Below are 16604 nucleotides of genomic sequence, written 5' to 3'. Positions count from 1 at the left end.
AGGGAAATTATATTGTGTCTTTCATTGAATGCAGGCAGGAATTAGGGAGGAAATAGTAGAAAAAAAATGGAGACTTATTTTATGCTACCTCTTATATTACAGTAAAAGTTGGTTGATTATTTTTTAAAGGATCTTGCTAGGTATAAAAAAACAAATCTCAAGTAGAAACTCTTATTTGTGAGTTTTCACTTGAGACAGGCGAATTGGAGAAAAAATAATACAGAGCACTACTTAGTAATAAATACTGCATGTATAGTGTTGTTTCATAAATTTTTAAGGTGTAATAATTGGTTTAAGGAGTTGGTTTATTTGTGCATTTAATTGTGCACTATTTTTTAACCGCCTGATTATTCCATTTTACGTTCTTCCATTTTTGTTGTTCTTCTTTCGATAAAAAAGTCCAAGCAACAATTCTACTCTTTTTGTTTCCTTGTCCCATTGGCAAGGTCTCTATTTTTACCGCATTTGCTTCAGTAAGTGCTTGGTAAACACTTTTTAGGTTCGATTCTTTCGAGATTAGTGTAGAAAACCAGAAACATGATTTAGAAAATTTCTTACTCTGATTAATCATGTTTCTAACAAAGCGTTCTTCTCCGCCATCGCACCACAACTCGTTGCTTTGTCCGCCGAAATTAAGATTAGGTTTTGTAATTCCTTCAGATGATAAATTTCTTGTTTTGCGCATGCTTCCTTCCAACGCATCTTTGGCTGAGGCATGAAAAGGAGGATTGCAAATTGATAAATCAACAAATCCATCTTTCGGAATAACGCCGTAAAAATAATCTTTCGGATTCTCCTGTAAAACACATTTCACATTTCCTTGTAACGAAGGATTTGAGTGGATAATGTTCTCTGCAGATTGAATCGCAATAGGATCAATATCCGAACCAATAAAAGACCATCCATATTCATTATTTCCAATTATTGGGTAAATACAATTAGCACCTACACCAATATCTACGCAAGTAAATTTATTGCCCATAGGAATTTTACCGTAGTTATTCTGTCGAAGCAAATCAGCAATATGATGAATGTAATCTGCTCTGCCAGGAATAGGAGGGCACAAATAATTAGCTGGAATATCCCAATCACAAAGTCCATAATGATGCATAAGAAGTGCCTTGTTTAGCATTTTTACAGCATCAGGATTAGCAAAATCTATCGATTCATCTTCGTACTTGTTCAGAATAACAAAAGGTGCTAAAGCAGCACAAGTTTCTACCAGTAGTTTAAAATCGTAGCGTTCCCGGTTTTTATTTCTAGGATGTAATTTTGATTTTTCTTTTGGGTGTTCTTTCTTCTTATTTAGCATGGGAATAATTCTCTAATTTGAATCTGCTAAATTAGAATATAATTGGGAGAAAGTCACCTTTATTCAATTATTAGGAGTTCTTCTTCAAAAAGTTTTCTGCTCTAGGGATGGAGATTTTTTTATTGTGATTAATAACGTTTATTTTTTGATTGCAAAGTCAAAATTTTTAGGTTTTAAAGAGCTTCGAACCACAATGTGTCCTATCTTTTTGGATTAAAATATATCTTGATGCCTCGATTGAAAAGTTTGGAGGCATAAAAAAGAGGCTGACCTTTTGGGGCAACCTCTGTTTATTTTCAGTTAAGCTATTTATTTCATTTTGTAAGCGTCGTTGTGAACGGTGTTAATTGCTCTTCCCGAAGGATCGGCATTGTTACGGAACGATGCATCCCAAGCCAAAGCATCAGGAGTACTACATGCAATAGAAGGTACCGAAGGAACACACTTGGCGGCACTATCCGAAGGGAAATGCTCTGCAAATATAGATCGGTAGTAAAATTCTTCTTTCGACATTGGTGGATTAATCGGGAAACGGAATTTAGCGTTTGCTAATTGTTCATCAGAAACTTCCTTGCCGGCAACTTCTTTCAAAGTGTCAATCCAGCTGTATCCAACACCATCCGAGAATTGTTCTTTTTGTCTCCAGGCAACGCTTTCTGGCAAATAGTCCTCGAATGCTTTACGCAACACCCATTTCTCCATTTTTCCATCCTTCGCCATTTTATCTTCTGGGTTAATTCGCATGGCAATATCAAGGAATTCTTTATCCAAAAATGGTACGCGACTTTCCACGCCCCACGAACACATCGATTTATTGGAACGTAAACAGTCGTAAAGATGCAGTTTATCTAATTTTCGAATACATTCTTTATGAAATTCCTCGGCATTAGGAGCTTTGTGGAAATACAAATAACCACCAAACATTTCATCAGCACCTTCGCCCGAAAGTACCATTTTAATCCCCATCGATTTAATTACTCTAGCCATTAAATACATTGGAGTGGAGGCACGAACAGTGGTTACGTCGTAGGTTTCCAAATGATAAATTACATCACGAATAGCATCCAATCCTTCCTGAACTGTAAAAGTAACTTCGTGGTGAATTGTATCAATATGATCTGCTACTTTTCGCGAAGCTGCTAGGTCGGGAGAACCTTCTAAACCAATTGCAAATGAGTGCAGTTGTGGATACCAAGCATCTTTTTGATCCCCAGATTCAATACGTTTCGAGGCATATTTTTTTGCGATAGCCGATATAATAGAGGAATCTAAACCACCCGAAAGTAGTACGCCATAAGGTACATCAGACATTAATTGACGATGAACAGCATCTTCCAAACCTTTACGTAACACAGCCATATCGGTGGTGTTATCTTTTACATTTTCGTAATTTTTCCAATCGCGTTGATACCATTCTTTAACAACACCATCTTTGCTATACAAGAATTTGCCAGGAAGAAATTCTTCAATTTTATTGCAATAACCTTCTAATGCTTTCAATTCCGAGGCTACATAATAATTACCATGTTTATCCCATCCCTGATACAAAGGAATAATTCCCATATGATCGCGACCAATTAGGTAACAATCGTTCTTTTTATCGTATAAAGCAAAAGCAAAAATACCATTTAGGTCATCGATAAAATCGATTCCTTTTTGCTGATATAATGCAAGAATTACCTCACAATCCGATTTCGTTAAGAACTCATAGGATCCGTTCATCTGATTTCGAATGTCGATGTGATTATAGATTTCACCATTAACAGCCAAAGCCAGATTTCCGTCTTTGCTGTAAAGTGGTTGACCTCCCGATTGAGGATCTACAATGGATAGTCTCTCATGAGACATAATCGCTTTTTCATCACAAAATATTCCAGACCAATCTGGACCTCTGTGACGAATCTTTTTAGACATTTCTAAAATTTGAGGGCGTAGCTCTTGAGCATCTACCTTCAAATCAAAAACTCCTACAAATCCACACATAAAAAATTGTTTAATAGTTATTTTCAGCCTGTAAAATGAGGTTAAGCTGTTTAAAATTTTGGTATTGATGGATGAAAATACGATTTTCAATCTATTTTCTACTATGTTTTTAGCTCTATATCGTTTGCGGAAAGGGATAAAATATTTTTTCACCTTATTTGATCAAAAATAAGGCTTGTTTTGTATCGAGGAGTGATTTTTACAGGGGCTATAAATTAAAAAATATTGAATAATAAAAAAGGACACTCGAAAGTGTCCTATTGTTTAATTTTTTTTGATTTCTAATTCATGATCCAGAAAGGTTTTTAGTGTTTCTACATCGAGTCGTTTGGCAATAATTTTTTTATCCTTGTCGAGCAAGTAAATAATCGGAGTACTAAAAACGTCGTAATAAATTCTGAAATTAGTTTGATAGTGGGGGTCGTAACAATTAATAAAATCGAATAGATTTTTATCTGCAATAAAATTTTCCCATTCTTTCTTTTCGTTTTGAGTACAAACCGCAAAAACCTTAACTCCTTTTTGTTTGTATTTATCCAATATTTCCGTCTTTAGTTTAGGAGTTATTGTTTTACAGTGACCACAATCAGGTTCCCAAAAATACAATATGGTGAAGGGAGCATCAATTTCATGCAAACTAACGAATTCTCCTTCGGGTGTTTCCATTTTTAAATCTTGGGCTTTCATCCCAATTAAATTGTATTGAAGTTTTATAACTCGCTCGCGAATATTAGCTAATAGCGTAGAATCGGCCCAATTAGCCTCCCCACTCAAATAGTATTTTTTTGCTAAATGAACAAAGGCGGCATCCATTCCCATAATTTTGCTTTTAACTGCATAGTTTAGAGAGTATTGTACTAAATATTGGTAGAATACTTCATCGGTTCTAGATTTTTCGATAAGCGCAGTTGCTTCTTTTACGATAGTATCAGGACTTTGAACCAGAATTTTTTCGTAAAAAAACTCCAATTTATTTTTAAGAATAGGAGTTCTTAAAAAGCGTTCGTCGGTAAAGTCTACGTAATCAAAATAGTGTGCTTTATTGTATAAGTACGATTTTTTATTGATTTTCTGATCTCTGTCAGGAGTAGATTCTGGAATTTCTAAGGAAAAATCAGGTACTTTTGGTGCTAAAGTTAATTGCGCAAATTTCGAAACAAAACTTCCGTTGGTGTATTCCTGATTTAGTTTTTGAATATAGGCACGTACATCTATATCTGCCTGTTTGTAGGCTTCCTGATATTTCTTTTTTTCTTTTTCGTTGTCTTTGTTAGCCGCATATGCTTCCTGAAGTTTTTTGGAATTTTCATTTTGAGATTTCATGAATTTTTGAAATTCATGAAATGCCACGCTCTCTTTAGAGCCGCTTATTTGAATAGTTTCGATAAAGTTAAGTGGGTCGGCAGTAATGGAAAATTCCTGATCTTTACCAATTAACAGGTCGAAATATTTTTGTGATGGAAGATAAATTACATAAATTCCCTCGTCCAGCAGCTTATTTTTCGCAAATAATCCTTTTCCATTTTCCAAACGTGTGGTATCATCAGCGAATATTCTACCATCAAAATAATGTGCTAAGTACGCAACGCTATCGGTACTGCCAATTAAATTAACGTTGATATCATATTTTTGTGCGTTGCCAGTAAAAGAGGATAGCAGGCAATATCCTGCACAAATAAGAGTAATAAAAATCTTCTTCATGTTTATAATAAGGTTGATAAGCATAATTGAAAGCGAAAATTACAAAACTTTTTTTAATTTGAAACGTTCATGACCGGCAATTGTGGGATATTATTACTCTACGAAAGTTTCTATATGGTAATGGTAAAACAAATTACATGCCAATGAAATTAGCTTTGCAAGAATTCCAATTATTAGCAAGCCGCTGATGTATTTATGGAAAGAAACAAAAATTGCTCCATAGAATTTTAATCAGTATTTTTTATTGAAAGCAACTAGTATTGGGAGTTACTATAACAACTTAGATGGGTTCTTAGTTTTTCTAATAAAATGCTTGCGTTAATTGGTTTGGAAATATAATCGGTGCAACCAAGTGCAATACATCTTTCTTTTTCTTCAATCATCGCATATGCTGTTTGTGCGATAACTGGAAGATTTGGATGTGTTTTTCTTAATATTTTAATAGCCTCAAAGCCTGTCATAACTGGCATATTTATGTCTAGGAGAACCAAATTGGGTGTTTGTAAATTAATAAGTTGGATTAATTCTTGGCCATTCACAGCATGTTTTAGCTGAACGCCGGTAGATTCTAATAATTCCTCGAGTAGTAAGTAGGAGGAAATATCATCTTCAGCAACATATACAAGAAATTGTGAAAGGTTAAGGTGCTTCGATGGTTTCCTGTTTTTATGAATTCCGGATTCGGTATTGTCTTGTTCGGATATTGGAATGGTAAAATGAAAAGTGCTGCCTTCATCAACTTTCGATTCAATCCATATCTCTCCGCCCAGCAAATGCACCAGACCTTTTGAAATACTGAGTCCGATCCCTGTTCCTTCTTGCAAATTTTTATTTTCAATTTGTCTGAATCGTTCAAAAATGAGCTGAAACATCTCTGGATGAATCCCAAAACCTGTATCCTTTACATATACATGTACCATGGAATTGGTATTTGATACTGAATAGCCTATTTCTACAAAACCGGTATTGGTATATTTGTATGCATTAGAAACCAAGTTGTAAACAATTTGCCGGAAACGGGTAGGATCACAGTTAATCATTAAGTTATCTGTGTCTTTAGGAATATTTAGTTGAAGAAGAATGTCACTTTTGGCTCTTACAATTTTAATCATGCTTTGCGATTCCTTAATTTCGTAAAGTAATTCGTTTAAAGGACATGATTTTTTGGAGATCTTTAGTTGGTTGGATTCTAATTTAGATATATCAATTATGTCATCGATAATTTGCAACAAATGTTCACTGCTCGATTGAACTAATTTTAAATATTTCTGTCGTTTTTCAAGGGTGAGATTTGGTTCTCCAAGTAAATCAGAAAAACCGATTATTGAATTCATTGGAGTTCGAATTTCATGACTCATATTTGCTAAAAAAGCCGATTTTAAAAGATCGCTTTCCACTGCTTTTTCTTTAGCCTTTTCAAGCTCAACATTAGTTTTAAGAATCTCGTTATTTTTTTGTTTCAATGCTAATTTTGCTTTTTTAAGCTTTGTTATATCTGTTGTTGAGACATATGCTGTAAATTTATTCCCAATTTTGGTGTAAAATAGTTTAATGATAACATCAATTACTTCTCCTTCAAATGTTTTTACCCTTGCTTCTTTTTCAAATGAATTTTCGCCACGAATAATCGCCAGTAATTCCTCTTTAAATACGGAATGAGATTCGGGTAGAAATGTTTTTGCTAGGTTTCCAATTAAATCTTCTTTTGATTTTGCTTTGTGTAAATTCACTGTTGTTTGGTTAACGTCAATAATGCTAACCTGCTCGGTTAATTCAACTAAAACTTCGGGGTGTTCTTTAAAATAACTATTAAAATCTGTTATTCCTTTCGCTTTAAGTTCGCTTATGCTTTGCATTAAAAGGGTGAAATCTTCCTCCCAAAGCGACTCCGGAGAGTTTTCAAATAATGCTTTGTATTTGTTGTTTGTATCGTTTAACTCCGAATTTAGTTTGGAAAGATCGGAAATAGCTTTTTCAAGATCTTGTGTTTTGTTACCTACTTCGAGGTGCAAGTTTTCTTGTTCGGTAATATCTATAAAATATTCAATTACATGTGTAATTTCTTGATTGGTATTGAATATGGGACTGGCATGAAGCAAAATAGATTTTGGTTCTCCATTGATAGTTAGGTTGTTGATTTTGGTTTGTGTGGAGTTTTTTTTCTTTAATACCTCCAGTACCGAACATTTGTTTTGGCGTTTAACTTCGCATGCAGGGCTATTGGGGAAGATAAGATTGCAACAATTCTGATTTTTTGTGAAATTTGGATCGTTTGATTCAATTACATTTAAGGTATGCACCTCAATCACATAATACGGATAGGGTAGAGATTTGATTATTTCGTGATGCAAATCATTCTTCATCTTTGGTTTTCTAGGAGTATATTTTCTTCCTTAAGATATTTAAAAAATGCATTTCTACGATGTTTTTTATGAAATAATACAGATTTATTTAAATGTATAAATGTAAATAGAAACATAAATAGTGAAAAATAATGGTTGCAGAAGAATTACTCTTGTGCAACCATCCTTATTATTTTAGTGAATGTGTTCTTCTTTTTTTAGAATTGTATTCAGAATTTCTTCTTTTTCAATCTTTTTTGTGCAGAAGAACCAATCGTAGCAGTGAATATTTTCATCTTCGTTCTCCATTCTATCTTTTGCAACACCGCACGATCCGGCAGGAGGAACAATCACTTCATCGCCTGGGCGCCAATCCGCCGGAGTTGCTACTGAAAATTTATCAGCCGTTTGTAAAGCAATAATCACGCGGTAAATTTCATCAAAATTTCTTCCAATACTTAAGGGGTAGTAAATGATAGTGCGGATAATACCATGAGGATCGATAAAAAATACGGCTCGAACCGCTTTTGTATTGTCTTCGCCAGGTTGAATCATTCCGTATAGATTCGCTACTTCCATGGTAATGTCTTCAATTAAAGGAAATTTCACTTCTACATTTTTCATTCCCTTGTATTCAATTTTCTCCTTAATGGTTCGTAACCAAGCAATATGACTGTATAAACCATCTATGGACAGGCCAACGAGCTCACAATTAGCTTCTCTAAATTGGTTTTCCATACTTGCAAAAGTCATAAATTCCGAAGTGCACACAGGAGTGAAATCGGCAGGGTGACTAAACAGAATTACCCAAGAACCACTGTAATCATTCGGAAAATGGATATTTCCTTGGGTACTTACTGCTCTAAATTCGGGAGCTTTATCGCCGATTCGTGGCATTGGAGTTAGGCTTCTCTCATTCTTTTCTTCCATAATTCAAGGTTTAAAGAGGTTTGTTTTTCTGATAATTCACGGCATTGATGTGATTTATGGATAGGAATTTTACCAAGGAATTATTCCAAAAAATAGCTTTTAATGGAATAAGATAAATTGATATCACCAATCCAATTCAACTAGTAACAGACTCAATATAGCTATGGGAGTAAACCCAATAATATCGATTCCTTAGGATAGGAATCTTAGGGAGTTGGAATAAATTTTCATTTATCCCCGAGCGTATTATTAAAGTTAACGCATTGTATTAGGGATGTCAAGTTAAATGACTGATGGAGAGGTAATTTTAAATCAGTTTTAATAAGTTTAAAGGAGCAATTCTATTCTTTTTCCAGGAGAACAGGATCTATTTCAAGCCATTCGTAGGCATCTTTGTGAGAATGGAAGACTTTGGCATTTTGAATTCGCACTTGAATTTCGAATAGCATTGCCATGGAAGTGTCATAGGTGCTACTTACAATAATGGCACATTTATTTGTTATTAAACTATACTTTTGATACTCTTCAATGTAATCGTCTAAATCTTTGATGTTTAGAATAACTTTTGCTTGAGTAAAATCGGCAATTACATTGTAGCTTTCCTTGTATAAAGCATTTTCGCGTGTTTTCAAAGTGTTAATAATTAGATCATTCCATTTGAAATATCCGCAATAGTATTCATTAATTAATTTTAAACCGGGAGATATTTTGTATTTGAATTTCATGTCTGCTTCTTTTCAAATAAATATAGGAAGATCAGATTAGTTACACAAAAATAAAGCGCTTCTATTGATACAACGAACGATTTTAAAAAAAAGCTGCCCATAAAATGGACAACTTTAAAAATGTAGTAGTAGTGTTTATTTTTAAATTTATTGAAGTTCCGGTTGTTCCTGCATCCGTAATATTTTATTTTTTTCTTGAGCGAAAATATTTGACCTACAAATACATCCATAACAAATTTTAATTCGGCAAATAATCATTGGATCTATCTGGTTTAATAATTAAGTATTATAATTTATTGAATAATTTAGAAGTGTGCCTTTTTTTTCCTTTAACCACTAGGATATAAGAGCCAGTTCTAAGACTAGATACATCAATTTTACATTGATTGGTGTAAACTGTTTTTATTAGGACGGTATGACCAAGCATATTATTTACTACGATGTCCATCTTTTCTTCGTTTAAGCCTTTAATGTTTAGATAGCCATATGTAACAGGATTTGGATAGATGGAGACAGAATTTAAATCACTGTTATCAGTAATTAAATTGCTGTTGGTAGGATTTAATTCGCTTTGATAAGTTTTTACAGTAGATTTAAATGAGTCACAATTTGGTGCGGTGCTGCTGTTGCTAAAATAAATGGAATAGGAATTGGATTTTTCAACCAACACCAAATTATCGCCATCCATTATTGTGTAGTAATTGCCATCGAAGCCTGAAAATCCGCTACCCAAAATGGTAATAGATGGTTGAGAACTATTTAAGGACTGGCTTACTTTCGATTTTAGATCTGCATACCATTCAGGAGTTCCATTGTGAGTATTAAAAGCAAAAGTGTATAAGCCATTGTTAACTAGGTTCCAATTAATACTAAACTTTTTAACATTACTCAGGTCCGGACCATTATCAGTTATATAAATATTGCTATACGAAGTGTTAATGGATGGGAATGCCACTTCCATTGGTTCAAAGTTACAATTGCTATTATTGTCCCCATTGTTATCATCGCTTGTAACAGTTACAGCACAAGTTGCTGTTTTATTTCCATCGGTACTTGTAGCTGTAATTGTTGCACTACCAGCTTTTACGGCAGTAACAATTCCTGAACTGTTTACCCTTACTGCAGAAGTAGCGCTTGAGCTCCAAGAAACATTTTTATTCGAAGCATTAGAGGGAGCTACTGCTGCATGAAGATCATATGTTTCCCCTCTTGCTAATGTAACGCTTGTTGGACTCATAACCACACTTGTAACCGGCACAGAAGCAGGGTTTTCAACTTTAAAGCTGACTGCTGCAGACGTGGTGGATGCACCATCGTTATCCGTAGCTTTTGCAGTAATGGAATAGGTTCCATTCGCCATGTTATTTTTGGTGAAACTGTATTCTTCGTCAGAATCTTCACCAATTTTAGTTCCTCCTAAGTAGAACTCCACTTTAGCAATATTACCATCGGAATCGCTTGCATTGGCTGTAAATGTAAGCTTACATCCGGTTGTAAATGCCTCGTTGTTGCTTGGGGATGAGATGCTTACCGAAGGAGCATGATTTGCAGGATTATCATCATTGCAGGAAACAATGTTCCAGGAAGGACAGCTGTATGTGATGTCTTTTGTCCAGTAAGCTTCCGGTTCCGGCGATTCAGGATGACGTCTATTATCCCAAAAATGCGTTTCCTTAGGATCACCCTGCTTAAAACGCACACTTGGAATTGCATCGTTTCCCGAACCCAAGTAAAAATCATTATCAAAAACAGCATTTCGGTAACCGGTATTATCGTTCGTACCTCTATCCAGTATATCAATACCAGCAGCTAGAATTGCAGATCCATCTACATTAAAAGTATTGTTATATACAAAAGCAAGAGCTCCTTTTAAATCAATAAAAGCATCGGCACTATTTTCGCCTGAAATCCCTTTTGCAGAGAATTCACAATTACGAATTATGGTATTTTGTGTGCCTTCCTTAACATCAACACCTTCGGCGGCAACATCAGGTCCAATCTTGCAATTTTCAATGGTATTATCAAAGCAATAAGGATTATAGTCCGTTTTACTTGGGTCGGTAGTATGTTGGTTTTTGTCAGATCCTACATATATGCCTTCTCCATATTTAGCTTGAACAACTCCTGTATTCATTATTTCGCATTTGTTCACCACATTATTGCTAGAGCCATCGCGAAGGTGAATGCCTTCATCGCCAACATTGTGGACTAGAATATTGGTTAATTGGCAATCATAAGATCGGTCTAAAACCAAACCTTTTGCACCTTCTGTGATTATTAAATCCTTAATTATCCAGTAATTGCCAAAAATTCGCATGGTGTAGCCATTATAATCACCGGTAGGTCCTTGTAAAATAGGGCGATTGGTTAAACTTGCTCCTCGCACGGTAATAGGCTTTGTTGAATTTCCACTGCCTATACCTACAAAACGTGCCCATTTGCCACGATTATCTGGTGCTTGTGTTTTCTTTGTTGCAATATAAGTACCCGACGCGATAATAATTTCATCGCCAGGTTTTGCATTCTCCATTGCTTCAAGTATCTGTTCTGCAGTGTTACAGTGAATAGTACCATGCGTTCCTGCTGGAGATTGAGCCTTTGTGCTCGTAATTAGAAACAGGAATACTAGAAGCAAACTTAAATTGCTACACCATCTTACAAAAATGGAATTTTTTAAAGTTTTGTGTGTAATTTTCATTTCATATGATTATTATTTGTTTTTTAGTTGCCATATGGAACTTACCATGTTGGGATAATCATTTCCCTGTGTGTAGAAAGCTTTATACATGGACGTTTCATATGATTATAATTTGTTTTTTAGTTGCCATATGGAACTTACCATGTTGGGATAATCATTTCCCTGTGTGTCAAAACAACTTTGTCATGGACGTTTCATATGATTATTATTTGTTTTTTAGTTGCCATATGGAACTTACCATGCCGGAATAATCATCCCCCTGTGTGTCAAAACACCCTTGTCATGGACGTTTCATATAGAATTATTAGTGATGATATATATTATTTTGATTGTCAATTCGTTTCTATTTTCCTAGCCGTACTTATAGGTAGTTAATGGTATTTTAAATAATGAATGAGGCAACGATGTAAACTTCTTGGTTTGGGTGGAATTCTTTACTGCCAATTTTGTTGCCGTAATTGCACTTAGTGATTTATACATCTTCATTATGTATTTAATTTTAATTAAATCGGATTGGGTGATTTGAAACGTGAAAAATGAATTTTTGCTTCACTTTAATACATAATAAAAACCAAGATGCATGCCAGTTATTTCTACCTGTGCACTTATATGATATGAATCAGGGGAATAGAGAAAGAGGTGAAGGATGTGCGATTTTTAAAGTGGTGCATAAGTGGGGAATTCTCCTACATATATGCCTCAATACCACAATTAGGAAGGGGTGGGGTATTCGTTTTGATCCGTACTATAATTGTTGAGAGTTACAGAAGAGCTCTGTTGATAATAGGTCCAGATTTCTTAGTTCGTACATAATTGAGTGCAATAGTTTCCAATTAAAAGTACACAGTTCTATTGCAAGCTGTACTAAAAATAGGCAGGCTTGCGCATGCTAAAGTTGTGGTAATTGAAAACTTGGAGCGAAATATAAAAGTTATGAACGGTTAAGAGTGATAGAAAATCAGGCGGTTAACGATTGGTTGTTAGTAACAAGAATTGTTTAACTTATTATTTATGTGTAAAATTGTTTCGATTTATAGGTTCCGAAAGGAATAATAGGGAATCACGTTTAATTCGTGAGCTGTCCCCGCAGCTGTAAGTCCAATTTTTTTGGTTCACAAAGCCACTGTTTTTATCTCAAATAAAATGGGAAGGCAAACCAAAATAGGACAAGCCAGAAGACCTGCCTGTAATGATTATTCGTAGCTTTCGGGAGAAAAGCAGAGAATGAGGATATGTATTTTAACCTATCTTCCTATTCTATATTTTCCTCAGAAGCTATCATTTTTTTCAAAACAAAAATTACAATAGAATGAAAATTAATGGTAGTGTATCCGATTCTCAAATTCGGAAAAGAAATGGTCAGGTTGTGGAATTTAAGCTTGATAAAATTAACAAAGCAATTGCAAAAGCTTTTCGGGCTGTTGGAGAGGAGCGAACAGAACTAATTGAATTTTGTGTAAAGCAAATTGAGAAAGATATCCAATTTGATGGGATTCCCAATGTAGAGGAAATTCAGGATTTGGTAGAAAGAACCTTGTTTCGATACGATTTGTTTGAGGTAGCCAAAGCTTTTATTTTGTATCGCAAACAGCACGAGTCGGTACGGGATACCAAGGAGCTTTTTTCCAATTTAAATTTGGTAGATGATTATTTGAATCTTCAGGATTGGCGGGTGAAAGAGAGCGCCAATTCTTCATATTCCCTGCAAGGTTTAAATCAGCATATCTCTACCATTGTTAGCTCGCAATACTGGTTGAATAAAATTTATCCTCAGGAGATTGGCGATGCGCATAAAAATGGAGCCATGCACATTCACGATTTGGGTTTTTTAAGTGTTTACTGTGTTGGATGGGATTTACAAGATCTTATAATTACTGGTTTTAAAGGTGCTTCGGGAAAATTGGTGAGTAAGCCCGCTAAGCATTTCCGAACCATATTAGGACAGGTGGTCAACTTTTTTTATACCATGCAGGGAGAAGCAGCGGGAGCGCAGGCATTCTCTAATTTCGATACCTTACTAGCTCCTTTCATTCGATTTGATCAGCTGGATAGAAAACAGGTAAAACAAGCATTGCAGGAATTCATGTTTAATGTAAATGTTCCTACGCGAGTTGGTTTTCAAACTCCGTTTACCAATGTAACAATGGATTTAAATGTTCCTGCATTTATGAAAGATGAGCCTGTAATTATTGGAGGGAAAGCGCAGGAATTAACCTATGGTGATTTTCAGGCCGAAATGGATATTTTTAATGCTCTGTTTGCCGAAGTAATTGAGGAAGGGGATGCCAATGGAAGCGTATTTTCTTTTCCGATACCTACCTATAATATTACCTCCGATTTTGATTGGAACAAACCAGAGTATGAAAATATTTGGAGAATTACCGCTAAATATGGTATTCCATATTTCTCCAACTTTGTGAACTCCGATTTGTCGCCCGATGATGTGCGAAGCATGTGTTGCAGGTTACGATTGGATAAACGGGAATTGGCCCGAAAAGGAGGCGGTTTATTTGGTGCAAATCCGTTAACTGGTTCGGTAGGGGTGGTTACCATAAATCTTCCTCGTTTAGGCTATGAATCGAGCAACGAAGTGGAATTCTTTAAGCGCTTGGCTCGTTTAATGGAGCTGGGGAAAAATAGTTTGGAGATAAAACGTAAAGTGATCGAAAATTTAACGGAGAATGGTTTGTTTCCTTACTCAAAATTTTACCTGCGTCATTTAAAACAAAGGAATGGGAAGTTTTGGCAGAATCATTTTTCTACCATTGGCATTGTGGGAATGAATGAATGTTGTCTGAATTTTATAGGAAGCGATTTGGTTTCGGAAGAAGGAAACGCTTTTGCACTTCGTATTTTTGATTTTATGAAACAAAAGTTGCAGGAATTTCAGGAGGAGACCGGGAATATCTACAATTTGGAGGCTACTCCAGCCGAAGGAACCACCTATCGATTGGCACAGCTCGATACCAAAACCTACAAGGATATAATTGTGGCGAATCAGGAGAATTACCAAAAAGGAGCAGCACCTTACTATACCAATTCTTCGCAGCTTCCGGTTGCCTATACCGACGATTTATTCGAGGCTTTAAGCTTACAGGATCAATTACAGACTCAATATACCGGAGGAACTGTGTTTCATACTTTTATTGGAGAAAAGCAACTTTCGATAGATGCCGTGAAGTTGCTCCTGCAAAAAATAACCGGTAATTATCACCTGCCTTATATTACCTTATCGCCTACATTTAGTATCTGCCATGAGCACGGCTATATTTATGGAGAACATGAATTGTGTCCTAAATGTGCCAACTTGGGTAAGCGGACAGAATGTGAAGTTTTCTCGAGAATTGTAGGTTATTTACGTCCTGTGCATCAATGGAATGAAGGAAAACGACAAGAGTTTAAAGAACGAAAACTATTTGATAAAAGAGCAATTGTGAAGGAAGTAATCTTAGACTTGGTTTAAAGGGGTTCGAAATGAAAATATCTGGATTTATAAAGAACAGTTTAATTGATTGTCCTGGGAAAATAGCTTCTGTAATTTTTACGCAAGGTTGCAATATGGCATGTAAATTCTGTCATAATTGGGAATTAATACCGAATTGTCATCCAATGGGAGATACCGTTGATGAGCAGACCGTGTTTCACTACCTAAAAAAATCGATAGGATTTGTAGATGCTCTGGTGATTACTGGCGGAGAGCCTACCGTACAAGTCGATTTGATACCTTTTATCCGTAAAGTGAAGGACTTAGGTTTGTATGTGAAATTGGATACGAATGGAACAAATCCAAAGCTGTTACGATTGCTTTTGCAACAGAAATTGATTGACTATGTTGCGATGGATTTGAAAACAATTCCTGAGTTGCCTGCATACCAAAAGCTGGTTGGAAATCAGTTTACCGAAAATCAATTGCTGAACGTTAAAAAGACGATCGAAATTTTGAAGGATGCTTCGCTGCAAGTAGAGTTTAGAACTACACTTATTCGCGAGTGTCATTCCAGTTTGGATGTTCGAAAAATGTGTGAACTGCTCGAAGGAGATTGCAAATATAATCTACAAGCCTTTTCACCGCACAAAGTGTTGGATGCCGATTTTGAAACTTATTCCAGCTATTCTCCTTTAGAAATAGAGGAGATGATTGGTTACAATAAGGATGTAAACAGTAATGTAACTGGCAATATTTAGTGTTTGTAAACAATAGTAGTTACTGGTAATCCCCTGCACGTAAGCAGAAAACTTTCGGCAGGGGATTTAATACCAAATTAACTTTACAACTCAGCATTTAAAATGTAGCTGTTTTAACTATACCAATTACTTTTTTGTATTGATATATTTAAAAATCACATCTTTTTATTGGAGTTGCTTTTGAAATTAAATTGGTATCACTAATCGCCAAAACTAGACCATTTCTATTAGTACCTGATTAGACATTACACTATCACCATCTTTTATTAATATTTTAGATACAGTTCCATCTTGAGCAGCCAATATTTGGTTTTGCATTTTCATAGCTTCGAGTAATACCAGTGGGTTGCCTTTTTCAATGAAACTCCCTTCGCTAGTTAATACTTCGGTTATTTTACCTGGCATAGGAGCAAGTACATTACAATTAATTTTAATAGGTTTATTTTTTTGTAGTTTTTCTTTTCTCTCAAAGGATGCTTCGGTGTCGATTGTAAAACGGTAGGTGTTTCCGTTGATCAATACCGTGCATTTGTTCTGTTTTAAGTCAGCAATTTCGCCTATAAAGTTCTTTTCTTTATAGCTTACTATAAATTCATTTTCTGTTTCTTGTATCGTAAATCTATCTTTTTTCGATCGGGAAGAAAGAACCTGATAGTTTTGTGCTTTTAAGTGGTAGCATTGATCGCCCGAAAGCACAAAGTTTTTATTTTTTTTAAGTAGTGTCATGT

Annotated in this window: 11 protein-coding genes and 1 riboswitch; of the genes, 2 read left to right on the top strand and 9 right to left on the bottom strand. The window is 35.2% G+C overall.

Going from position 1 to position 16604, the window contains the following annotated elements; genetic code table 11:
- Nucleotides 1-328: 328 nt before the first annotated feature.
- The 8 genes from rlmF to BZG02_RS21190 form a co-directional block, all read right to left on the bottom strand.
- The gene (gene rlmF, locus BZG02_RS05060) at nt 329-1312 is read right to left on the bottom strand and encodes a 23S rRNA (adenine(1618)-N(6))-methyltransferase RlmF (RefSeq protein WP_101260330.1); all 984 of its coding nucleotides are present in this window, start codon (nt 1310-1312) and stop codon (nt 329-331) included.
- A gap of 309 nt (nt 1313-1621) precedes the next feature.
- The gene (asnB, locus tag BZG02_RS05055; protein ID WP_101260329.1) at nt 1622-3295 is read right to left on the bottom strand and encodes an asparagine synthase B; all 1674 of its coding nucleotides are present in this window, start codon (nt 3293-3295) and stop codon (nt 1622-1624) included.
- A 264-nt stretch (nt 3296-3559) separates the two neighbouring features.
- A complete protein-coding gene (locus BZG02_RS05050; protein WP_180335639.1) occupies nt 3560-4996 on the bottom strand; it encodes a TlpA family protein disulfide reductase in 1437 nt (478 codons plus the stop codon).
- 254 nt (nt 4997-5250) lie between these two features.
- Nucleotides 5251-7359, bottom strand: a complete 2109-nt coding sequence (locus BZG02_RS05045) for a hybrid sensor histidine kinase/response regulator (RefSeq protein WP_101260327.1) — start codon at nt 7357-7359, stop codon at nt 5251-5253.
- Between the two features lie 174 nt (nt 7360-7533).
- Entirely contained in the window at nt 7534-8268 is a 735-nt protein-coding gene (locus tag BZG02_RS05040; RefSeq protein WP_101260326.1) for a peroxiredoxin, read from the bottom strand.
- Nucleotides 8269-8609: 341 nt separating this feature from the next.
- Nucleotides 8610-8993, bottom strand: coding sequence for a hypothetical protein (locus BZG02_RS05035; protein WP_101260325.1), 384 nt, complete (start codon nt 8991-8993; stop codon nt 8610-8612).
- A gap of 286 nt (nt 8994-9279) precedes the next feature.
- Entirely contained in the window at nt 9280-11691 is a 2412-nt protein-coding gene (locus BZG02_RS05030; protein WP_101260324.1) for an Ig-like domain-containing protein, read from the bottom strand.
- A gap of 351 nt (nt 11692-12042) precedes the next feature.
- Entirely contained in the window at nt 12043-12177 is a 135-nt protein-coding gene (locus BZG02_RS21190) for a hypothetical protein (protein ID WP_281253649.1), read from the bottom strand.
- 532 nt (nt 12178-12709) lie between these two features.
- Nucleotides 12710-12893: riboswitch (cobalamin riboswitch) on the top strand.
- 107 nt (nt 12894-13000) lie between these two features.
- Here BZG02_RS21190 and BZG02_RS05020 point away from each other — a divergent pair.
- Both BZG02_RS05020 and BZG02_RS05015 read left to right on the top strand, forming a co-directional pair.
- Nucleotides 13001-15154 carry a ribonucleoside triphosphate reductase gene (locus BZG02_RS05020; protein WP_101260322.1) on the top strand — a complete coding sequence of 718 codons (2154 nt, stop codon included), beginning with the start codon at nt 13001-13003 and terminating at the stop codon, nt 15152-15154.
- 11 nt (nt 15155-15165) lie between these two features.
- Nucleotides 15166-15876: an anaerobic ribonucleoside-triphosphate reductase activating protein gene (locus tag BZG02_RS05015; protein WP_101260321.1), complete on the top strand. Its 711-nt coding sequence runs from the start codon at nt 15166-15168 to the stop codon at nt 15874-15876.
- 213 nt (nt 15877-16089) lie between these two features.
- Here BZG02_RS05015 and BZG02_RS05010 read toward each other — a convergent pair whose 3' ends face one another.
- The gene (locus BZG02_RS05010) at nt 16090-16602 is read right to left on the bottom strand and encodes an acyl-CoA carboxylase biotin carboxyl carrier protein subunit (RefSeq protein WP_101260320.1); all 513 of its coding nucleotides are present in this window, start codon (nt 16600-16602) and stop codon (nt 16090-16092) included.
- Nucleotides 16603-16604 lie beyond the last annotated feature (2 nt).

The organism is Labilibaculum filiforme, assembly GCF_002843315.1.
Lineage (GTDB): Bacteria > Bacteroidota > Bacteroidia > Bacteroidales > Marinifilaceae > Labilibaculum > Labilibaculum filiforme.
Note: the sequence above shows the minus strand (reverse complement) of the source record. Positions and strands in the feature narration are given on the sequence as shown.